27 protein-coding genes are annotated in these 21,553 nt (G+C 38.2%); 15 read left to right on the forward strand and 12 right to left on the reverse strand.

Annotated elements, in window-relative coordinates:
* Positions 1-94 precede the first annotated feature (94 nt).
* Entirely contained in the window at positions 95-625 is a 531-nt protein-coding gene (locus ACM40_RS03960; RefSeq protein ID WP_048501500.1) for a GNAT family N-acetyltransferase, read from the forward strand.
* A 166-nt stretch (positions 626-791) separates the two neighbouring features.
* Here ACM40_RS03960 and ACM40_RS03965 read toward each other — a convergent pair whose 3' ends face one another.
* Both ACM40_RS03965 and ACM40_RS20475 read right to left on the reverse strand, forming a co-directional pair.
* Positions 792-1,673, reverse strand: a complete 882-nt coding sequence (locus ACM40_RS03965) for a cupin-like domain-containing protein (RefSeq protein WP_048501729.1) — start codon at positions 1,671-1,673, stop codon at positions 792-794.
* A gap of 88 nt (positions 1,674-1,761) precedes the next feature.
* Complete coding sequence (locus ACM40_RS20475) at positions 1,762-1,923, reverse strand: hypothetical protein (RefSeq protein WP_165579271.1); 162 nt, start codon at positions 1,921-1,923, stop codon at positions 1,762-1,764.
* A gap of 105 nt (positions 1,924-2,028) precedes the next feature.
* Here ACM40_RS20475 and ACM40_RS03970 point away from each other — a divergent pair, with 105 nt between their 5' ends.
* Positions 2,029-2,907 (forward strand): bestrophin family protein, encoded by an 879-nt coding sequence (locus tag ACM40_RS03970; RefSeq protein ID WP_048501501.1) that lies wholly within the window; start codon positions 2,029-2,031, stop codon positions 2,905-2,907.
* Positions 2,908-2,916: 9 nt separating this feature from the next.
* Here ACM40_RS03970 and ACM40_RS03975 read toward each other — a convergent pair whose 3' ends face one another.
* Positions 2,917-3,516: a hypothetical protein gene (locus tag ACM40_RS03975; RefSeq protein ID WP_048501502.1), complete on the reverse strand. Its 600-nt coding sequence runs from the start codon at positions 3,514-3,516 to the stop codon at positions 2,917-2,919.
* 56 nt (positions 3,517-3,572) lie between these two features.
* Between ACM40_RS03975 and ACM40_RS03980 the strand changes: the two genes are divergently transcribed.
* From ACM40_RS03980 to ACM40_RS04020, 9 genes are all read left to right on the forward strand, one after another.
* Positions 3,573-4,193 (forward strand): toxin-antitoxin system YwqK family antitoxin, encoded by a 621-nt coding sequence (locus ACM40_RS03980; RefSeq protein WP_048501503.1) that lies wholly within the window; start codon positions 3,573-3,575, stop codon positions 4,191-4,193.
* Between the two features lie 5 nt (positions 4,194-4,198).
* Positions 4,199-4,729: an RNA methyltransferase gene (locus tag ACM40_RS03985; protein ID WP_048501504.1), complete on the forward strand. Its 531-nt coding sequence runs from the start codon at positions 4,199-4,201 to the stop codon at positions 4,727-4,729.
* 262 nt (positions 4,730-4,991) lie between these two features.
* Positions 4,992-5,567 carry a CBS domain-containing protein gene (locus ACM40_RS03990; protein WP_228376131.1) on the forward strand — a complete coding sequence of 192 codons (576 nt, stop codon included), beginning with the start codon at positions 4,992-4,994 and terminating at the stop codon, positions 5,565-5,567.
* Position 5,568: 1 nt separating this feature from the next.
* On the forward strand, positions 5,569-6,435 hold the full coding sequence (locus tag ACM40_RS03995) for an NAD kinase (RefSeq protein ID WP_048501506.1): 867 nt from the start codon (positions 5,569-5,571) through the stop codon (positions 6,433-6,435).
* Between the two features lie 71 nt (positions 6,436-6,506).
* Entirely contained in the window at positions 6,507-7,577 is a 1,071-nt protein-coding gene (gene fbaA, locus ACM40_RS04000; protein WP_040993081.1) for a class II fructose-bisphosphate aldolase, read from the forward strand.
* Positions 7,578-7,668: 91 nt separating this feature from the next.
* Positions 7,669-8,523, forward strand: coding sequence for an acetyl-CoA carboxylase, carboxyltransferase subunit beta (accD, locus tag ACM40_RS04005; protein WP_040993809.1), 855 nt, complete (start codon positions 7,669-7,671; stop codon positions 8,521-8,523).
* Between the two features lie 54 nt (positions 8,524-8,577).
* Complete coding sequence (locus ACM40_RS04010; protein ID WP_048501507.1) at positions 8,578-9,087, forward strand: DUF6973 domain-containing protein; 510 nt, start codon at positions 8,578-8,580, stop codon at positions 9,085-9,087.
* 199 nt (positions 9,088-9,286) lie between these two features.
* Positions 9,287-10,690, forward strand: coding sequence for a nucleoside recognition domain-containing protein (locus ACM40_RS04015; protein ID WP_048501508.1), 1,404 nt, complete (start codon positions 9,287-9,289; stop codon positions 10,688-10,690).
* Positions 10,691-10,851: 161 nt separating this feature from the next.
* Entirely contained in the window at positions 10,852-11,244 is a 393-nt protein-coding gene (locus ACM40_RS04020) for a hypothetical protein (protein WP_048501509.1), read from the forward strand.
* Between the two features lie 15 nt (positions 11,245-11,259).
* Here ACM40_RS04020 and ACM40_RS04025 read toward each other — a convergent pair whose 3' ends face one another.
* From ACM40_RS04025 to ACM40_RS04040, 4 genes are all read right to left on the reverse strand, one after another.
* Positions 11,260-12,147, reverse strand: coding sequence for a hypothetical protein (locus tag ACM40_RS04025; RefSeq protein ID WP_048501730.1), 888 nt, complete (start codon positions 12,145-12,147; stop codon positions 11,260-11,262).
* A gap of 32 nt (positions 12,148-12,179) precedes the next feature.
* Positions 12,180-12,578 carry an ExbD/TolR family protein gene (locus ACM40_RS04030; protein WP_048501510.1) on the reverse strand — a complete coding sequence of 133 codons (399 nt, stop codon included), beginning with the start codon at positions 12,576-12,578 and terminating at the stop codon, positions 12,180-12,182.
* A gap of 9 nt (positions 12,579-12,587) precedes the next feature.
* Positions 12,588-13,292 (reverse strand): MotA/TolQ/ExbB proton channel family protein, encoded by a 705-nt coding sequence (locus ACM40_RS04035; protein ID WP_048501511.1) that lies wholly within the window; start codon positions 13,290-13,292, stop codon positions 12,588-12,590.
* Positions 13,293-13,462: 170 nt separating this feature from the next.
* Positions 13,463-13,924 (reverse strand): hypothetical protein, encoded by a 462-nt coding sequence (locus ACM40_RS04040; protein WP_048501512.1) that lies wholly within the window; start codon positions 13,922-13,924, stop codon positions 13,463-13,465.
* A 168-nt stretch (positions 13,925-14,092) separates the two neighbouring features.
* Between ACM40_RS04040 and ACM40_RS04045 the strand changes: the two genes are divergently transcribed.
* From ACM40_RS04045 to ACM40_RS04055, 3 genes are all read left to right on the forward strand, one after another.
* Complete coding sequence (locus ACM40_RS04045; RefSeq protein WP_048501731.1) at positions 14,093-15,889, forward strand: DUF885 domain-containing protein; 1,797 nt, start codon at positions 14,093-14,095, stop codon at positions 15,887-15,889.
* An 83-nt stretch (positions 15,890-15,972) separates the two neighbouring features.
* The gene (locus tag ACM40_RS04050) at positions 15,973-16,878 is read left to right on the forward strand and encodes a DUF6438 domain-containing protein (RefSeq protein ID WP_131705328.1); all 906 of its coding nucleotides are present in this window, start codon (positions 15,973-15,975) and stop codon (positions 16,876-16,878) included.
* Positions 16,879-16,881: 3 nt separating this feature from the next.
* On the forward strand, positions 16,882-17,328 hold the full coding sequence (locus ACM40_RS04055) for a DinB family protein (RefSeq protein WP_048501514.1): 447 nt from the start codon (positions 16,882-16,884) through the stop codon (positions 17,326-17,328).
* An 83-nt stretch (positions 17,329-17,411) separates the two neighbouring features.
* Here the strand turns inward: ACM40_RS04055 and ACM40_RS04060 are convergent, their stop codons facing one another.
* A complete protein-coding gene (locus tag ACM40_RS04060) occupies positions 17,412-18,032 on the reverse strand; it encodes an endonuclease III domain-containing protein (protein ID WP_048501515.1) in 621 nt (206 codons plus the stop codon).
* Positions 18,033-18,066: 34 nt separating this feature from the next.
* On the opposite strand from ACM40_RS04060, the gene bcp reads away from it, so the two are divergent.
* The gene (gene bcp / locus ACM40_RS04065; protein WP_048501516.1) at positions 18,067-18,516 is read left to right on the forward strand and encodes a thioredoxin-dependent thiol peroxidase; all 450 of its coding nucleotides are present in this window, start codon (positions 18,067-18,069) and stop codon (positions 18,514-18,516) included.
* 166 nt (positions 18,517-18,682) lie between these two features.
* On the opposite strand, the gene ACM40_RS04070 is transcribed toward bcp, so the two are convergent.
* From ACM40_RS04070 to ACM40_RS04085, 4 genes are read right to left on the reverse strand one after another with little or no spacing between them, the layout of a single operon-like run.
* Positions 18,683-19,216: a GNAT family N-acetyltransferase gene (locus ACM40_RS04070; protein WP_048501517.1), complete on the reverse strand. Its 534-nt coding sequence runs from the start codon at positions 19,214-19,216 to the stop codon at positions 18,683-18,685.
* Positions 19,185-19,847, reverse strand: a complete 663-nt coding sequence (locus tag ACM40_RS04075; protein WP_048501518.1) for a hypothetical protein — start codon at positions 19,845-19,847, stop codon at positions 19,185-19,187. Before ACM40_RS04075 ends, ACM40_RS04070 begins: the two co-directional genes overlap by 32 nt.
* Positions 19,848-19,877: 30 nt before the next feature.
* Positions 19,878-20,960 (reverse strand): mannose-1-phosphate guanylyltransferase, encoded by a 1,083-nt coding sequence (locus tag ACM40_RS04080; protein ID WP_228376132.1) that lies wholly within the window; start codon positions 20,958-20,960, stop codon positions 19,878-19,880.
* On the reverse strand, positions 20,954-21,553 hold the full coding sequence (locus ACM40_RS04085) for a SprT-like domain-containing protein (RefSeq protein ID WP_048501519.1): 600 nt from the start codon (positions 21,551-21,553) through the stop codon (positions 20,954-20,956). The genes ACM40_RS04080 and ACM40_RS04085 overlap by 7 nt, the downstream gene beginning before the upstream one ends.

Raw genomic sequence — 21,553 nt, forward strand, 5'->3', positions numbered from 1 at the left:
ATTAGTGTAGAATTAATCCCTTAACCGGGATCAAAAAAGCCGTTTATGTATTTCAGAATAAAATATTTATTGTATTTTTCAGTAAAAAAATTCTATGATGTATCCGGTTCTGGAAACTGAAAGACTGTTTTTAAGACAACTTACTCCTGATGATGCGGAAGACCTTTTTGAGTATTTTTCTCTACAAGAAGTTATGGAATATTATGACCTGGAGGTTTTCAAAACCCTGGAGGATGCCCGGAATATTATCCGGTATTTTAATGGTGAGTTTGAAAAAGGAAAAGGTTTCCGGTGGGCTTTGGAATTAAAATCCGAAAAGAAGGTCATAGGAACATGTGGCTATCATAACTGGTACCGTGATCATTTCCGTGCTGAGATTGGCTATGAGCTTAACCCGAAGTACTGGAGAAAATCTTATATGAAAGAAGCCATCCTCCCTATTCTTACTTTTGGATTCGAAAGCATGAGACTTCACCGCGTGGACGCCTTCACTGATCCTGCCAATATTTCTTCCGAAAAGCTCCTGCAATCTTTAAATTTTAAAGATGAAGGGATTCTGCGTGATTACTTTTTTGAAAAAGGAAAGTTTGTGGACGCTAAAATTTTCGGACTTATCAATGAATAGAGGGAAGATGGATGCCGGAAGATGGAAGTTTCTGAGGTCCGTGGAACCACTGAACATTTTTTAATTAACCTTTGTAGCATTTATTTGCGACATTGATCTTCTTGAATGACAGTCGCAGCAAGAAGTATCAGGAGAAGCTGTAACTTCCAGCCTCAAACCTCCAGCCTTATCTCTTCCCAGATTTTTGCTGCTTCTCAAATGCTTCCATCCCTTTCTCATATGCCCATTTCTGCTTGTAATTCACCCATTTAGCCTTAAAAAGCTTACGAAGAAGTTTGTCGGTATACCTCATGATAAAAACATGGTACATCATATTCGCAAAAACATTAGGTCTGTTGGGAAGTGCACGAAGTGACAAAGAAAATCCCGGTTCCAGATACCTGTTGAAATGCCAGAATGCTCCCGGGATGAAAAGTGCATCGCCGTGTTCCATGAAAATTTCGTAACCTCTGGCGTACTGTAAAGCCGGAAACTTCTCATAATCAGGATTTTCATAATCTATATTGTAAACGGTATGTACGGAAAGCGGAACTTTATAAAGGAAATCCGACTGTTCCTGATCAAACAGGAGTATCCTTTTTTTACCCTCAAAATGAATGTGAAGAAAATCTCCGAGATCCACATCATAATGCATTAATACATGTGCTTCACTTCCTCCAAAGAAAAGGGTTGGCAATCTTTTGAAGAATTTGATTCCCAGATCAGGATACGTGAAATTTTTCAGCAGCTCGGGAAGCCGGTCTGTGATAATATAGAAGAAGATGCGCAGATCTGAAGGTTTACTTTTTATGGTATCAATATAATCCTTCATTTTCATATTCGTCACGGGCGCATCGGAACTTTTGGAAGCATCGGCAGGCTTGTTGTCATAAAGAGGAACATCCTGATCGCCTGCTTTTTCCCTAATGTAGGCCAGATTCCATTTGTCGAAAGCATCCCACCGGCTCGCAAAATTTTTGATCAGAAGCGGCTTATGTTTTTTGAAATAATTCTTCTGAAAATCTTCTTTACTGATATCGTTTACTACATCTACGTTTTCGAGGATCATCTTGTTTTGTTGTTTAATGCGAAATAAAAATAGTGTTTTTTTGAAATCTGTAAAAATCTGCAGAAGAAAAACAATCAACTTTCACTAATTAACCCAACATATAAAGCAGGAAAGAAATTATTCCTCCCCAGAATATCACAGCACATCCCTGAGGACTATTTGATTTTCTTCTTTTTCGTCCGAAAGTACTTACATAATGCCCACTGATCCACTTTCCGCTCCTGAAATGTCCCTTTCTGTAGTAACCCATATTTTTTCTTACAAAGAAATCGTCTCTGCCCCTATAAAATTTATGGATTCCCGTAAATAGTGGATAAAACGAAAAAAAATTATCTTTGTAAGACCAAGAGAATTTATGAGAGTCTACAATACCAAGCATTTCCTGAAAATCCTTTTCAGCATGCATAAAAGCGATACCATGAAGATCCTTTTTCCAACAATGATCCTGGTGGGGCTTTATTCGTGGGGTATTCAGTATCTGGAAGTGGAATATCTTCATCTTACGGCAAAATCAGGGGTCAGCAATGTGGGAATGATCCATTCGCTGCTGGGTTTTGTACTTTCTCTGTTACTTGTTTTCAGAACAAATACAGCCTACGACAGATGGTGGGAAGGCAGAAAACTGTGGGGAAAGCTGGTGAATGATACCCGGAATTTTGCGGTAAAGATCAATGCAATTTTAGATGAGAACCGCCAGGATGCAGAACAGATATCGAGATATTTAAAGTATTTCCCGCATTTCCTTGCCAAGCATCTTTCCAAGGAATCTACAAGGCTGGCTTTGGATGAAGATTATTCTGAAATAGAAAAATCACTGAAGCACCATGGTCCCAGTGAAATCGTCATTCTTTTGAGCCATAAGCTGAATCAGCTGAAAAAAGAAGGAAAGATCTCGGATGTTGAAATGCTGTACCTCGACACCCAGCTTTCAGGGTTTCTGGATGTCTGTGGAGGTTGTGAGAGGATTAAGAATACGCCTATTCCTTACTCCTATTCTTCGTTTGTTAAAAAGTTTATCATTTTGTATGTACTGGCATTGCCGGTTGCCTATGTTATCACAATCGGGCTCCTGATGATCCCGCTTACGGTTTTCGTTTATTACGTTCTGATGAGCCTGGAACTGATCGCTGAAGAAATTGAAGATCCTTTTAATAATGATGAAAATGATATTCCTATGGAAGCTCTGGCACAAAACATTGAGAGAAGCGTCCATCAGATCATGGGTCTAAAGTAAAAACAGATCTTAGAGATTGATTTCTTTGAGCTCGCCGTCTTCTTTTATTTCCACAAATTTACTTTCGCGGTTGGCTGCGGAATAGCCATAGAAAAAAGTCTGGTATATCGGGGTGGAATACAAATAACCTCCATAAGCATTATAAGCATCTGATGTTCCTGTTTGCTGCTGATAGCTTGCTGTTGCCGTAAAATTAACGATGGTTTCCAGGTAATATTTCCCGGGCTTCAGTTTTTCAAATTTAAACCTTCCGTAATCATCTGTTAAAGCTTCCAGCCTGTATTTAAAAGCATCTTCAGACATATATACCGTTGTTTTTTTATTCTCGTACTTTCTTCTCATATTGTAAAACTCATCAAAATAAGGAGTTACAGGAAAAAGCATGACAACGGTTCCCTTTGGAGCATAATGTTTTGCGCCAAGCAGAGGTTTGATTCCCCAATTGTTTTTCTGTTTGGTGGAAGCCACTCCTTCTATGGTAGAATTTCCGAAACTAAGCATATCTTTGGCCAGTTTCTTATCAAAAAAAGCCTGAGGATAATACGTATTTTGTGCCTGTGAAAGAGCAAAAGAGAATGCCAAAAGCAGTAAAGCGAATATTTTTCTCATGGTAAATAATTTAAATCAAATATAAGTATTTTGCTATTTTTGAAATAAAAATATCTATGAAATACTTTCTTTTGATGTTAATGGTCGCATCATCGTGGGCTATAGCACAAAAACCATGCGGATTCAAAGACGGGCTGCAGGAAGGGTCCTGTAAAGATTTCTACGAAAACGGACAGGTAAAGCAGGTGGTGGAATGGAAAAAAGGTAAAATAGACGGGGAAGCCGTTTATTATTACGACAGCGGAAAAGTACAGGCCAAAGGAGAAAACAAAAAAGGTTATAAGACAAAAGAATGGTCCTACTATGACAAAAACGGTGTTCTTACCTCCAAAGAGGTTTTCAGAAACGGTGAAAAAAATATATATGATGACAGTTCTAACGCTACTTTTTACTCTCCGGCCGGCAAAATAACTGAAGTTTCAAACTACAGGTTAGGAAAACTTCATGGTGAAACCAAGCTGTTCCATGAGGACGGAAAAACGCCCAAACAGATCGGCCAGTATGAAAACGGTCTGGCCGTGGGAAAATGGAAAGCGCTTTATCCATCAGGAAAAGTACAGCGTGAAACAGAATTTGCCAACGATAAATGGAACGGAACCCGGGTTCATTACCGTGAAGACGGAAGCATTGAAAAGACAGAGATATACAAAGACGGAAAATTAATTTCAACAAAATAAAACAATTGGTACAGAAACTAAAACTGGAAGAGCTTAACAGAATAGATGTGGAAACATTTAAAAAGGTTGAGAAAATTCCATTGGTCATTATTTTAGACAACTTAAGGAGCATGCACAACGTGGGAGCATCTTTCAGAACGGCAGATGCTTTTCTGATCGAAAAAATAATTCTCTGTGGAATTACCCCGCAGCCACCACACCGGGAGATTCATAAAGCTGCGCTTGGAGCTACGGAAAGTGTGGATTGGGGGCACGAAAGTGATATTAACACCACAATCAGCGATTATAAAAGCCGCGGATATGAAATCATAGGAATTGAACAGACGACCGACAGCGTCATGATCACCGATTTCAATATTGATAAATCAAAAAAATATGCGCTGATCTTAGGAAATGAAGTGGAAGGAATAAGTGATGAAGCCCTGCCCAATATTGACACATTTCTTGAAATTCCGCAACTTGGAACAAAGCACTCTCTCAACGTAAGCGTATGCGGCGGAATCGTGATGTGGGAATTCGCAAAGGCCCTAAAATAAAAAAACTGCATATGTCCTTAAAAGACAGTGCAGTTTGAAATAAATCTAATAAAAAGTAAAAATGAAAGGCGACAAAGGTACTTTTTTTTTCATTACAAACAAATTTTAACATCATTTTTTTTATTTTTCCCGAAAAAAAGTGATGTTTTGAGAAAAAGTTTCATTTAATTTTTTATAAATTAGCACAATGTTTATCAAGGATTATATCTCAAAAGACTTTCCGTGTTTTAGCCTTACTGACTCAATAGAATCAGCAAGAAATATGTTAGAGGATTTTGGATATTCCCATATTTTCATTAAAAAATCCCATCACTTCTACGGAGCTATTGCGGAAGATTTTCTTTATGAAGATGACGGGATATTGAAGGATCTTGAACATCAGATCGAGCGCTTTGCCATTCTGGAAGACAATAATATAATGGACAGCATCCGTCTGTTCTATACTTTCAATGCCAATGTGATTCCGGTAATCAACAAGAATGAAAAATATCTCGGGTATATCACCTGTGAGGATATTTTCCAGAATCTTTCCAGATACCCTCTGTTTTCGGAGACAGGAGCTATCCTTACCATAGAAACCCCGGCCAGAAAGTATTCGATGACGGAAATCGCCAACATTGTGGAAAGCAACAACTCGAAGTTCTATGGCGGATTCATCTCTTTTATGTCCGATGAAGTAATCCAGGTAACCATTAAGATCAGCAATGAAAACCTGTCTTCGATAGACGCTACTTTTGACCGCTACGATTACAGAATTGTTGAAAAATACTATTCTGACGAAAAATCGGATCTGTTTAAGGACAGATTTGGGTTTTTCCAAAAATTTATAGAAATATAACATGAAGGCAGCCATATATTCTCAGAAAAAAGACCTCGATACTTTTTTATATTTAAGCAAGTTTATCTCGGAGCTTGAAACCAGAGGCGTAAAATCTGTTCTGTATGATGAAATGGCTGAAGCCCTTCAGTTCTCAAAGATATTTGAAACATTCAACAGCAAGCAGGACCTTCTGGACAAGGAAGTAGACCTTTTCTTTACTTTCGGGGGAGACGGAACGATCGTGAATTCATTAACCTTCGTTGAAGACCTTGAAATCCCGATTGTAGGGGTGAATACCGGAAGATTAGGATTCCTGGCCAGCTTTACGAAAGAAGAGGCCTTCAAAGAACTTGATGCCATCTTAAAAGGAGATGTGAAAACAAGCCGCCGCGCAGTGATTGAGGTCGTTTCTCCAAGATCCGACGATTTTTTCCCATACGCACTGAATGATGTTACCGTATCCAGAAAGGAAACAACCTCCATGATTACGGTGGACTCCTACATCAATGACGAATTTTTAAATGTATTCTGGGGTGACGGGGTCATTGTTTCCACACCTACGGGTTCCACGGCCTATTCTTTAAGCTGCGGCGGGCCAATTATCTCTCCGAATAACGAAAACTTTGTCATTACCCCTATCGCTCCGCACAATCTGAATGTACGGCCATTGGTTGTCAATGACAGGGTAGAAATAAAATTTAAAGTAGAAAGCAGAGTGCCACAATATTCTCTTTCGCTGGACTCACGACTGGTCCATATAGAAACCGACAAAGAAATTATCATCAAAAAGGCCGCTTTTCAGATTCTTCTGGTACAGCCGAACCATTTAAGCTTCTACGAAACGATCCGCCAGAAGCTGCTTTGGGGCAGGGACAAAAGAAATTAGTAATTCCTCAAAAATGATTACCTTTACAGGAATTTTAAAAACGCCTAATAATTTAAAATAAAAAGTAAAACATGAGCAGAATTTTTCCGGCAGGAGTTGCCACAGGTCAATTAGTTACTGATATTTTTCAGTATGCCAAAGAAAACAAATTTGCACTGCCTGCAGTAAACGTAATTGGTTCAAGCAATGTAAATGCTGTAATGGAAACCGCAGCGAAATTAAACTCTCCTGTAATCATCCAGTTTTCAAACGGCGGAGCTGCTTTTAACGCAGGAAAAGGATTAAGCAATGACGGCCAGAAAGCAGCGATTTTAGGATCTATTGCCGGGGCTAAACATATTCATACTCTTGCAGAAGCTTACGGAGCTACTGTCATTTTACATACAGACCACTGTGCAAAGAAATTATTGCCTTGGATCGACGGATTATTAGATGCAAGTGAAGAGCATTATAAGCAGACTGGAAAGTCTCTTTATTCTTCTCACATGCTGGATCTTTCTGAAGAGTCTTTAGAAGAAAACCTTGAGATTTCAACTAAATATTTCGAAAGAATGGCTAAAATGCAGATGACTTTAGAAGTGGAGATTGGTGTTACAGGTGGTGAAGAAGACGGGGTTGATAATTCTGATGTTGACAATTCTAAATTATACACCCAGCCTGAAGATATTGCTTACACTTACGAGAAATTAAAAGCGATTTCCGATAACTTTACCATTGCTGCTGCTTTTGGAAATGTACACGGAGTTTATAAGCCAGGAAATGTGGTTCTTACCCCAAAAATCCTTGACAACTCTCAGAAATACGTTCAGGAGAAATTCGGAACAGCGGCTAAGCCGGTTAACTTCGTATTCCACGGAGGTTCAGGATCTACTTTGGAAGAGATCAGAGAAGCAATCGACTACGGAGTAATTAAAATGAATATTGACACCGACCTTCAGTTCGCTTATACAGAAGGCGTTAGAGACTATATGGTTAACAATATTGATTATTTAAGATCTCAGATCGGAAACCCTGAAGGAGAAGAAAAACCGAACAAGAAATTCTATGACCCAAGAGTTTGGGTAAGAAAAGGCGAGGAAACTTTCTCTACAAGACTGGTTAAAGCATTTGAAGACTTAAATAACGTAAATACTTTAAAATAAGAACTGTACATTTGTATTAATGTAAAAAGTATTCATGAATGGATGCAGTTTACATTAATACATTTTACATTTATACCCTAATACAATCAAAATGGCATTCGACTGGTTTAAAAGAAAAGCAAAAAACATTACCACCTCTACTGATGAAAAAAAGGATGTTCCCAAAGGCCTTTGGCATCAGACTCCATCAGGAAAAATAGTGGAGCATGATGAACTGAGAAGAAACAACTATGTTTCTCCTGAAGACGGATTTCATGTAAGAATAGGAAGTGCAGAATTTTTTGACATCCTTTTTGACGAAGGTAAGTTCACTGAACTGGATGCCAATGTTGAAAGTATTGACATCTTAAATTTCAAGGATACAAAACCTTACAAAGACCGTTTAAAAGAAGTAAAAGCGAAAACAAAGCTTACAGATTCCATCAGAAACGCAGTAGGAACCGTAAAAGGAACTGAAATGGTGGTTTCCTGTATGGATTTTGCTTTTATCGGCGGATCTTTGGGCTCCGTAATGGGTGAAAAGATCAGAAGAGCAGTAGATTACTGTATCGCCAACAAGCTTCCGTACATGATCATCTGCCAGTCCGGAGGTGCAAGAATGCAGGAAGCAACTTACTCTCTGATGCAGCTTGCCAAAGTTCAGGCTAAGCTTGCCCAGCTTTCGGAAGCCGGACTTTTATACATTGCTTACCTGTGTGATCCTACTTTTGGAGGAATTACAGCATCTTTCGCTATGACAGCAGATATAATCATGGCTGAACCAGGAGCGCTGATTGGTTTTGCCGGTCCTAGAGTAATCCGTGAAACGATCGGAAGAGACCTTCCTGAAGGTTTCCAGACTTCTGAATTCTTACAGGAAAAAGGATTTGTAGATTTTATCGTAAAAAGAACAGAAATTAAAGATACAGTAGCTAAAACAGTCAATTTATTAGCTGTAAATGCTTAAGAACTGTAACAAACACTATACAATCTCTCTCTAATTAGGGAGAGATTTTTATTTATGAGGACTTTTAAGATATTTTTTAATGCTATCCGCAGCATGAGCCTGAAAAAGATCATGCGCCTTTTATCGCTCCTTCTCCCCCATCCCATTTTTGCATTATTAAGCTTTCATGCAACGGTACAAACCTTTCGTATTGCTCAGAAAAAATTCCCGAAAACAGCTTCTAACAATGGTATTGGGAATGCCTATAGACATGCATTATGGTGCTGTTTCATCATGATGTACTGCTGCAAGGTCTCCTCGCCCCAAAAAGCATTGGATTTCTGTAAAAGATTAACGGATATGCACGAGGAACTTTTCCCCAATGAGCCTTTGGAAACTAAAATGGACCTTCACAACAACAAAATCGGGATGGATTATTTCATGGAACTGCTTCCGGGAATTCACCGACAATTTTTTGAAAAAGGATTTTTTATCGATAGCCTGGAAAAGAAAATGGCTGATGCAAAAGTTTTGAAAAGTCTTGATGATGATTTTGAGGGATATCTGGTTTATCTAAATGACTAAAATTAGGAATGCTTCGACTTCGCTCAGCATGACACAGGTAAAATTATTTTGCTTATATATAAGCCGTTAGCATTAGCATTGTCATGCTGAGCAAAGCCGAAGCATTTCAATTATAAATAAAATAAAAACTTCCAGTAATAAAAGTTTTTCAAGTTTTACATTTAATTTATTATCTTTTCTAAAATTTTAATTCAAACGAATGGTCCTCAGCAGAATTTGGTCGGCTTTTATTATTATTGCCATTGCCATAGCCGGTATTAAATATATTTCGTCAGACCACTACAAAACCATCTTCAATGATATGGTGGTAGGAAAAGGTGGTGATACGGTTCAGATCGCTTCACAGCCAATGAATACACTTGTTCCTGTTGTAAGGGACAGTCTGATGAAAAAAAATGATTTTGCAGACAGCAGGATCCATTACAAAACTGACTCTTTAAAGCAAGACGTAAAGGTCTACCGCGTTCAGGAAGCAGACGGAGTGATCGGAACGTCCGAAACGGCAGTAAAGATTTGTATTGGCCTGATCGGAATCATGACCCTGTTCATGGGATTCATGAGTATTGCTGAAAAAGCAGGTGGAATTAATCTTTTAAGCCGTTTTATACAGCCTTTTTTCTCAAAGCTTTTCCCAGACATTCCTAAGAATCACCCGGCTTTCGGACATATGCTGATGAATTTCAGCGCCAATCTTCTGGGACTGGATAACGCCGCTACTCCATTTGGTTTAAAAGCGATGGAAAGCCTTCAGACTTTAAATCCCAATAAAGATACGGCCAGCAATTCGCAGATTATGTTTTTGTGTCTCCATGCGGGTGGAATGACACTGATACCGGTCTCCATTATTGCTATCAGGGCTTCAATGGGGTCCAAAACCCCGACAGATATCTTTCTGCCCTGTATGATTGCCACTTTTGCAGCAACATTGGCAGCGATGATTATTGTTTCTTTATATCAGAAAATCAATTTATTAAAACCTGTTGTTCTTGCTTATGTAGGAGGAATTTCAGCGGTTATTGCACTTCTCGTTGTTTACCTTGTTCAGTTAAGCAAAGACGAACTGGATACTTTCAGCAAAGTACTGAGTAACGGACTGATTCTCTTCATCTTCCTCGCCATAGTACTGGGAGCTGTTTATAAGAAAATCAACGTTTTTGATGCCTTTATTGAAGGAGCAAAAGAAGGTTTCACCACCTGCGTCAAGATTATTCCTTATCTGGTTGGAATGTTAATCGCTATTTCTCTTTTAAGAACTTCCGGCGTTTTTGATGTCATCATAGACGGGATGAAATGGGTAGCCAATACAGCAGGGTTTGATCCAAGATTTGTGGACGGTCTTCCGACGGCATTAATAAAACCTCTTTCAGGTTCTGGAGCCAGAGGAATGATGGTAGATACAATGTCAACTTTTGGAGCTGATAGTTTCCAGGGTAAGCTTGCGGCGGTTCTTCAGGGAAGCTCAGATACAACGTTTTACGTGATCGCTGTTTATTTTGGTGCCGTAGCCGTGAAGAATACAAGATATACGGTAATTGCTATGCTTCTGGCGGATTTAGTGGGTGTTATTGTTTCAATTGCACTGGCGTATTTGTTTTTTGCTTAAGGGAATGGTGGCTTCGAGAGCCTCAGCCACCCACGAATAGCCATCGCAAATATTTTCCAATCAAAATATTTAAGAATAAGTATCACAAAAATAACAACAAAGACCAATAGGTGGCTGAGGCACTCGAAGCCACCGGTTACTTTAAATATAAAAAATCAATTATGATCACAGATAAAGAATTCACCTTAAGATTAATACGACAGCTAACTCAAGCACTGGAAAAACTTATTTTAGACAAGCCTGAAGAAAGTTTAATGCAGAAAGAATTAGATTTTGATTCTTTGATGAGGGATATTTTCAAATTTGATTTTACTACACTTTCCTTAAAAACAAAGGAAGAAATCATAGAAATCGTTAATGAAAGGCAGGAAAGAGATCACAAAGACTATTACGAAATGCTTGGCAACCTTTTCTATTTTAAAGGTAGAGGAGAAAAAAATGATGTGTTTTTAGACAAAGCAAAAACGTTCTACGAACTGTATCTCCAGACGAGCGGTATATTTGCGCTTCCGGTGATCAACAGGATCAATGAAATAAAAAAAGCACTTGAATAAAGTGCTTTTGTATTTTTAGAAGGTTATTTTATAAGTTCCTGTGGAGGATGTGCTTGCTTTTTCAGCTTTCACGTATTTTTTAACCCATGCTATTGCATTCGATGTAATGCAGGGATCGGATGTTCCTCCTGATCTTTTTGCCGAAACTACATTTCCGGCTTTATCTACGGTGTAAGCTACTGTAATTGTACCACTTGCTTTACAGCTGTTTGCAGGCTGTTCTCCACCTCTTCCCATGGTTCCTGGAATGTATCCGACCAATTTTCTGTCGATACCCACTTTACTGTCTCCGTTTCCGTCTCCCCCTAAAGGATCTCCTGCATTTCCTATCCCGGTTCCTGTACCCTGGCTTCCGGCTTTTGTTCCTCGTCCTCTGATCAGGTTTCCGATGGCTGCATTTCCTTTCCCATCACCGCTTCCTGTTTTGGAATTAGCCGTTGTAGCGCCGGATTTTTTAGCAGTTTTTGAAGCACTTGCACTGGTTGCGGTTTTCTTATCTGCTTTTTTGGATTCTTCTTTTTTAGCAACACTGGTTTTTGAATTATTACCGGTAATCACCTTTTCTTTTACCTCTGTTTTTTTTGGCTCAGGCGCAGGTTCCGGCTTCACCACCGTTTTTGTTTCTGGTACGGGTGTTTCGATGGGCTCAGGAATTACTTCTTCTGTAGCCGCAGCCAGACTTCCCGGTTGGTCAGCAGGTTCTTCAATTCCGTTTCCGTTCCTGTTGTCACCAAAATTAACGAGCATGGTTGTTATTACCTCGTCAGGCTGTTTATCTATTTCCGGTTTCAATTTATATAAAAAAACAAAGAGCAAGATTCCACACCAGATAAGGATAGAAAGTAGAGCACTTTTTATCTTGTCTTTGTTTTGCTCGTCTTTGTTTACTGTATAACCTCTCATTTTAAATGATTCTTTCCGGTTTCCCGGAGGCATTATTTATCTTTAACAGTTGCAATAGCAATATTAAACTTATTTTTTTCAGCAATTTCCATGACGAAAACAACGTCTTTATGCATGGTATTTTCATCTGCCCGTATGGTAAAAGACTTGTTCGCCTGACCAGTTAGTTTACTGACAATCAATGCTTCCAGCTGATCTCTCATCACAGGGCTGTCATCTACAAAATAAGATCCATCCGGTTTTATACTTACTGTCAAAGGATTAGGAATATTATCTTCCACGGCCCCGGCTTTTGGTAACTTTACATCAATCGCACTTTGATTGGCGGCTGACGAAGTGATCATAAAGAATATCAGCATCAGCAAGATAACATCGGTCATCGCTGCCAAACTGAACTCGGGATTCGCTTTATTTCTTCTCTGAATTTTCATAACGAAGATTTATAAAGGTTTGTTGATAAGGTCTAAAAATTCTCCTGACATATTCTGTGCTTTCAGTACAAACTTATCAATTCTGGTCAGAAGAATATTGTAGAAAAAGTTAGCAGGAATAGCTACAGCCAAACCTACCGCCGTTTGTCCCAATGCCGTATAAATACCTTCAGACAATGTTTTAGGCGAGAATGATCCTGTTGCATGGGAAAGATTGAAAAAGGCAATGATCATCCCGATAACTGTTCCCAAAAGCCCCAGCATTGGTGCAATACTCGGTACTACAGCCAAAAGGTTAAGGTTTTTCTCCATATTGGCGACTTCTACCTGGGCTTGGGATTCCATGGCACTTACAATATCTGAAACAGGGCGTCCAAGCCTTGAAATTCCTTTTTCCAGAATTCTTCCTTCAGGAGAGTTCTGTCTTTTACAATAATCTGCAGCAGATTCTATTTTACCTTCTTTGATAAAATCTTCAATATTATCCATGAAGTTGGCATCTGTTTTTGAAGTCAGCCTTTTGATAAAGAAAAAGCGTTCAAAAAACAGGTACAGTGAAAATACACCCAAAGCTAAAACGGTCACCATCACTATTTTTGCGAAGGCCCCTCCGTGAAACATGATCTTCCAAAATGAAAATTCTAAATCGTCTGTTGCAACTGCAGGAGCAGTAATCTGTGCAAATAAAATCTGAGTAAGTTCCGTTAACAGCATTAATGTGAATTTTTATAAAAATTTAACGACAAATGTAGTGGAATATTATGAATTGCTCTCTTAAAAATTGCTTAAAAACAACTTAAAATTTGTTATGACTGGAAAACAGCAAATTTCTTTCCAAAAGAGAATTTGAAAAGAAATTTGTTTTAAAAATAATGAGAAAACGGTTAGTCTTCGTCTATATTAATATCGTCCTGCTTGAACTCGCATTTTAAGCGGAATGGGATGGGTGTCCCTGATCCTGTATAGAAATCGTCGATAGTCCCTTTCCAGATAACCTGAAGCTCGTCCTCTTCATTTTTCTCAAACAGGAGCTCATTATCGTAGATAAAGGCTTCCTCGTCATCAAACAGGTCTACTTCTGTATAGGTTTCTTCATCAGAATCATTGATTTTGATTGTTTTTCCTTCAATCTCCTTCGATTCAATCGGAAAATCAAAAATTTCAAGTGAAAGCTGCGGAAAGTTGTACTGTAATGAATCATCATCTACATGATCCAAACTGTCATCCGTTATAATTTCAACCTCTAGAAAATGCTGCTGGTTGCTGTAGACCGCTTTACAATAAGTATTTCTAATATTGTATTTTAGGGTTTCCTCCGGATGGTAAATTTTTAAAATCCCTTTCATTATTTCTTAAAAAAGAGCTGTAATAATATGATTGTTAAATGTTTTAGACAAAGATAAAAAATTGATTCAATGTTGAAAATATTTTGAAAATTATTTTTTTAAATCATTATGATTGAGTATTCCGTATATGCCAATAATACTTACTTTTGCTTCATAAAGATTCTGAAAATGAAAAACATTTTATCAAAAGGCATTTTAGGGCTTGGACTGGTGATCAGCCTTGCATCCTGTAAAAAATCCGATTCTCCGCTGACGAAGGTAACTCCTACGAATATGGATTCTATTGCATCCAACTATTATGAGCAGTATCTTAAATTATATCCTTTGGAGGCTACCTCTCAGGGAGATACAAGGTATAATGACCAGCTTCCCATCAATATCGACAGAGATTTTATTTCCGGAGAAGTGGCTTTCTACAACTCCGTTCAGAAGCAGCTGGAAAGTGTTGACTATAAGAATCTTTCGGACGAAGAAAAAGTGGTTTATGACGTTCTGGACTATACTCTAAAAGATAAAATCGAGGCGTATGCCTATCATCCGGAATACATTCCTTTTACCCAGTTTGGAGGACTCCCTCTCAGTTTCCCGCTCTATGGGAGCGGAGAAGGAAGCCAGCCTTTTAAAACAGAAAAAGACTATAGTGACTGGCTGAAAAGGATGGAAAAATTCCCGGACTGGATGAATGCAGCAGCAGATAACTTCCGCGAAGGAATCAATAATAAAATTGTTCTTCCTAAAAAACTGGTTATCAAAATGATTCCCCAGATGAAAGCTGAGGAGATTACAACAACTGATATGGCTAAAAATATTTTTTACGGACCTATCAGAAATTTCCCCAAAAGCTTTACAAAAGCCCAGAAAGATAAATATTCTGCTCTCTATGCTGATGCCATTACCAAAAAGATCATTCCGGCTTACACCAAAATGGGGACATTCCTGGAAAAGGAATATCTTCCTAAGGCCCGTGATACTGATGGATATAACAGCCTGCCGAACGGAAAGGAAATTTACAGATATTATGCCAAAAGCTGGACTACAACCAAGAAAACACCTGAAGAGATCAATAAGATCGGATTACAGCAAGTTGCCATGCTTCGGGCAGAAATGGAAAAAGTAAAGCAGCAGGTAGGTTTTACAGGAACACTGGAAGAGTTTATCAATTTTGTGAAAACAGACCCTAAAGCTATGCCTTATAAGACTTCTAAAGAGGTTCTGAATGGATTCAATGGAATTTTAGCGAAGATCACGCCTAAACTGAAGACGATGTTCAATGTAACTCCAAAAACGAAATTCGAAATCAGACAGACGGAAAAATTCAGAGAAGCCAGCGCGAGTGCAGAATACATTCAGGGAACTCCTGACGGAAAAAGACCGGGAATATTTTATATCCCGCTTCCAGATCCTTCCAAGTTCAATGTAACTTCCGGAATGGAATCGCTTTTCCTTCATGAAGCTATTCCGGGGCACCATTATCAGGTTTCGCTTCAGCAGGAGAATACAAAACTTCCGAAGTTTATGAGATTCGGATGGTTCGGAGCTTATGGAGAAGGCTGGGCGCATTATTGTGAAACTCTGGGACCCGAGTTTGGTCTTTACACCGATCCTTACCAGAAAATGGGATATCTGAGCGATCAGATGCTGAGAGCAGTAAGACTGGTTGTGGATACAGGAATCCACACCGGAACCATGAGCAGAGAAGAGGCCATTAAATATTTCCTGAGCAATATTTCGTATGATGAAGCCGGCGCTACTGCAGAAGTGGAAAGATATATGGCGATGCCGGGACAGGCTTTAGGTTATAAAATTGGTTCGCTTCGCATCCGTGAGCTCAGAGAAAAATATCAGAAGGAACTTGGAAGCAAGTTTAATCTGGCAAGCTTCCATGATGAAGTTTTAAGCCAGGGATGCCTTCCGCTTGATGTTCTGAACAGAAAGATGGAGCTTTGGGCGAAGAAACAGAAATAATTTTTTTAAAGAGATATAAAAATCAATAATTTTGACGAAGAGGTTTAGTAAACTTCTTCGTCTTTTATTTTATAAATATGGCCATGAAAAAAAAATTCTCTTTGATAACTATTTTATTTTGTTTGTCCTTTTTTTATAGCCAAAATAAAAAGATTTTTAACAGGATTGATTCATTAACCTCAGCAAAAGATATTCAAAAGTTTATTGAAAATAGAGACAATAAAATAAACTATTACCTAAATGTTGAAGACAAAATAAAATATAATTCGTATTGCTCATCAATTGGAGATAGTCTGAAATTAAAACAGAACTGGGAAAAATCAGATTTTGATAATAACGGACTGACAGATCTTTTGGTAACAGGAAATAGTTCTGATGGTCCTAAAACCATTTACATATTAGATAAAGGAACTCATTTTGAATCAAAAAACCTTGGTAAGGGAAAACTTTATGAGGAATGTTCATTTTCATCTGTAAAAGATAATAAGATAGAATATTACAGTATCAAAATTCTCAGTAGATTTGGATTTTTAAGCAATTTAATCAAAGAGAACCTTGTTTATAAAAATGGAGAATTTATTGAAGAAAACCTGTCTCCAAAAAAACATCATATCCTGGAAATAAAATTTAAAACCTCAGGATCTCATTGGAATCATTATACTTTCGAAATGGAAATCGTATCAAACAAAGATGCAACATGGACTACCAAAGATGACGGATTTTTAATCCCTGGCGTTTATACCGCAAAGCTTTCGGAAAAAGACTTTAAGGAAATTGTTGACCTGGTAAATTACATTGATTTTGAAAATTTAAATGACGAATACAATGTTTCCCATTCTGATGATGCTACAGGATATTTGACAATTACTTATGATAATTTAAAAACTAAAACGATACGTGATTATGGATTAATGGGAACAAGAGGCTTAAAAAAACTTTACGATATTCTGGCAGCAATGAAAACAAATCAAAATTGGACAAAATTATAAAATATGATTACAGAAAGCCTTAAATCTCTCTACAACAGAGATTTAAACAAATTAAAAACAGAAATAGAGTCCTACCAAAATGAAACTGCAATCTGGAAAACCGATAAAAACATTGCCAATTCTGCAGGAAACCTCTGTCTGCATTTGGTGGGTAACCTCAGCCATTTTATAGGAGCAGAGCTTGGAAAAACCGGCTATATCAGGAACAGGGAGCTGGAATTTTCATTAAAAGATATCCCTCAGACAGAACTTATTGAGCAAGTAGCAGCAACAACAGCCGTGGTAGACAAAGTGCTGAGTCAATTAACTCCTGAAGATCTGGAAAAAGAGTATCCTTTGGTTGTTTTCGGAGATAAAATGACAACAGGATACTTTCTTATTCATCTCATTACGCATCTGGACTATCATCTGGGACAGATCAATTATCACAGAAGGCTTCTGGATATTTAATGCTTGTTAACTACCCTGTCTTTTTGCTATGCAAAAATCCACTCCTTCAGTGAAGGGGAATTGGTGTAACCTGAAATATCGTTTTATTTTTCAAACATCATTTTTGTGATGAAGTCCTTTTCCCCTTTTCCTCTGGCGGGAGAATATTCTCTGCCGTAATAAATAATCTGCAGGTGGAGTTTGTTCCACACTTCTTCCGGAAACAGGACTTTTGCATCTTTTTCCGTTTCTACCACGTTTTTACCCGAAGTGAGCTTCCATTGTGTCATCAGTCTGTGGATGTGCGTATCAACCGGAAAAGCAGGAAATCCGAAACCCTGGCTCATGACCACAGAAGCAGTTTTATGACCCACTCCAGGAAGGGCTTCCAGTTCTTCGTAAGTTTGGGGAACGATACCGTTGTGTCTTTCGAGTAGAAGTTCCGCCATTCTTTTAAGGTTTTTGGCTTTGGTATTGGACAGTCCTATTTCTTTGATCAGTTCCTTAATCTGGTATTCTTCCAGCCTGGCCATCCTTTGCGGGGTTCCAGCAACTTCAAAAAGATGGGGAGTTACCTGATTTACCTTTTTATCTGTGGTCTGTGCAGAAAGTGCTACAGCAACCATTAGAGTATAGGGATCAGTATGATCTAAAGGGATTGGCGTTGTAGGATATAATTTATCCAGTTCTTTCTGAACAAGCTCAGCTCTTTGCTTTTTTGTCATGTAACCATTAAATTTGAAACAAAATTAATTCATTATGTTGAAAGTAGGAGATAAATTACCTGAATTTGAAGGAACCAATCAGGATGGAGAAACCATAACCTCATCAAAATTAACCGGGAAAAAATTAGTCATTTTCTTTTATCCTCAAGCCAATACTCCTACCTGTACTGTAGAAGCCTGTAATTTGAGCGATAATTATTCAAAACTTGAAAAAGCCGGTTACCAATTGCTTGGAGTAAGCGGGGACAGTGTAAAGAAGCAGAAGAATTTCCATAACAAATTTGCATTCCCTTATGATCTTATTGCCGATGAAAGCCATGATATTATAGAGAAATTCGGCGTTTGGCAGGAAAAGAAAACCTTTGGAAAAACCTATATGGGCATTGTAAGAACCACTTTTATTTTTGATGAAAAAGGTATTTGTACAAGAGTGATAGAAAAGGTAACTTCTAAAACAGCGGCAGAACAGATTCTGGAGGGATAAGTTAAAAGCTGGAAGAGGGATGATGGAAGTACTATCACGCATTATTTTAATGGTCATCATAGACTAATGATAACGTAAATTTAAAAACAATAAGCTTGCGTTACAGTTGTGCTTTCAGGCTTTCAATGGCTTCCTTCTTCCAGCTTCAAACCTCCTACATTAAAATCTATTTTGTTTCAAAGTACATCAGCTCTTCATCATCATTGGGAAGCGTCACATAATTTTTGAATTCAAGGCCTAATTTTTGGATCAACTTCTGAGAGGAAAAATTATCTTTTGAGGTGATCGCTGAAATTTTCTTCAAACCATAGTCATCCATCCCGATAGATTTTACCTTTTGGGCAGCCTCGTAGGCATATCCTTTACCTTCGAATTCTTCCAGCAGAGAAAATCCTATATCCACCACATCCAGCCCTTCCCTTTCAAAAATTCCAACGCCACCAATCTTCTCACCCGTATCTTTGGTAATAACCAGGTAGTTTCCAAAACCTAATTTTTCAAACTGTGGAAGAAACCTGTCCCGGATATAGTTTTCCGCATCAGAAACCGTTTTAATATTGCGGTCACCAATATACCTGATAAAGCTGGGCCTGTTGTAAAGGTCAAAAATAAATTCTTTATCCTCCAGAGACATGGGCCGAAGGATCAGTCTTTCCGTTTCGTAAACGTTATTTCCGTTTGGTTGATTTTTTAGGCTCATCTTTTGGTTCTTCTTTTTTCTGGATTTTTAAAAGTCTCGGGTTATTCGCACATTTCTTATTGTAAAGTTCAATATAAGTACCGTTATCCTTTACATTGGAAACTGTTCCGGAAGATTTATTTACCGTTAAAGTATAGTGTGTTTTCTGATATGGACATTCTTTTGAAGTAAGCTTTCCCATATCCAGATAATAGTGGGCCGAATCTTCGTAATAATTTCCTGCTACATCTTTAAATTCTTCGTCCACCATATATCCGTCAGCCGTCAGTATAATGACTGCCTCTTCTGCGTTGTCTATTTTCCCGGCAAACTTTTTCAGACCTTCAAGATCTGTTATATAATTTGTTTTTCCACCTGCATTATAGGCAATATAGTAAAAACTGTCTTCTTCAGGAAACAAATTGAATCCTGAAAACTGCGGCGTATAATCAGTTTTTCCACCTGATATTTTGATTTCCTGGTTTTTCCCGTAGTTGTTATAAACCAGGACCCAGGAATCTATTCTGTCGTTCGGGATAATCTGCTGCAGAATATTCGGGATACCGGAAAAGTTTTTTTTGTTCTGGGAATATCCTAAAAATCCCAAAAGCAGAAATACAATGGCTGTTGATCGTGTTGCGGTTTTTATCATAATTCAAAAATCCGTAGAAATATACCCAAATTACATGAATTTATCGCCTTTCTTAAAACTTTTCAGATCAAGAACATAGTCTTTGATCAGCTGATCATTATCCCTTGGGCAGATCAACAGTGCTTTATCCGTATCTACCACAATAAAATTTTCCAACCCGTCGATAATCACGGCTTTGTTATTATTTTTGAGACGGATAATGTTTCCTTTGGAATTATAATTCAGAAAATGCTTTAGTTTTACAGCATTTTCATTCTCGTCCTTCTCCGTATTCTCATATACGGAAGTCCATGTTCCCAAATCACTCCATCCAAGATCTGACGGAATTACATAAACATTTTTTGCTTTTTCCAGAATACCGTTATCGATAGAAATTTTCTGAACTTTCGGATAAATGGTTTCAATACAGCTGTTTTCTTTTGCAGAATTATACTCACAGGCCATGAAATGCTGCATCATTTCAGGAAGATAAAGCTCAAATGCATGGTGGATGCTTTTTACGTTCCAGATAAAAATCCCGGCATTCCAAAGAAAATCGCCACTTTCCAGAAAGCTCTGGGCTATTTCCAGAATAGGCTTTTCCGTAAAGGTTTTTACTTTAAAATAATCGGAGCCTTTCTTTTCTACAAACTGGATATATCCGTAACCGGTATCCGGTCTTGTTGGTGTAATTCCCAATGTCACCAGGTAATCATGCCTGGCTGCAAGGTCAAAAGCCAGCTCTACTTTCTCTAGAAATATATCTTCTTTCAGGATTAAATGATCCGCCGGAAGTACGATCATCGTCGCATCCGGGTTAATTTCAGCAATCTTATTGGCCATGTAAAGGTTACATGCTGCTGTATTTTTCATCAGAGGTTCTCCCACAATATTTTCTTCAGGAATTTCCGGAAGCTGCTGGTGGGAAAGCGCAACATACTCTTTATTCGTAATCACGAATATCTGTTCTTTAGGAATGATACGGCTGATTCTGTCATAAGTCTGTTGAATCATGGTACGCCCTGTTCCTAAAATATCCTGAAACTGTTTTGGAAATTTATGTGTACTCATAGGCCAGAACCGGCTCCCGATTCCGCCTGCCATGATAACACAGTATCTATCTGATTTTAACATTCTTGCCTACATTTTTCAACCCTAGCCAGAGGCTTGAAAGAATACTTCCTTCCTGTAGCCAGATTCTTACAAAGATAGTTTTTTTTAATCAGACCTTCTAACAAATACTTTTCGTTGCGATATATAAAAAATTCTCCTTTTTGAAGCTCTTCAATGAAATGCAGCCTATCATCTTGTTTTTCAGTATGAAAATATCTTACAAGGTCCGGACTGGCCATGAAATTGGCTTTCGGAGATTTTGAAAACCTTACAATGATGGGCCTCAGGTCTTCATCATATATCTCAAGGCTTTCCAGAAGCATATTTCTAAACGTTTCTTTCCACTCATTTCCGTGCGGTGATATTCTATGTCCGTACTTTTCAAAAGCAATCAGATGAGCCAGCTCATGGGTGAGGACAAAGAAAAAGAGCGGGGGCGTCAGGGTAGAATTAACCGTTATTTCATGGGAATTATCAGGAAGCTTTCTGTAATCTCCCAGTTTGGAATTCCGGCCTCTCGTCACTTTTATATGTATATAATAATCTGCAAACCAGATTCTTAAGAATTTATGGGTATTTTGTGGTAAATATTTTTCTAGTGACTGAATAGACAT

The organism is Chryseobacterium sp. BLS98 (assembly GCF_001045445.1).
GTDB lineage: Bacteria > Bacteroidota > Bacteroidia > Flavobacteriales > Weeksellaceae > Chryseobacterium.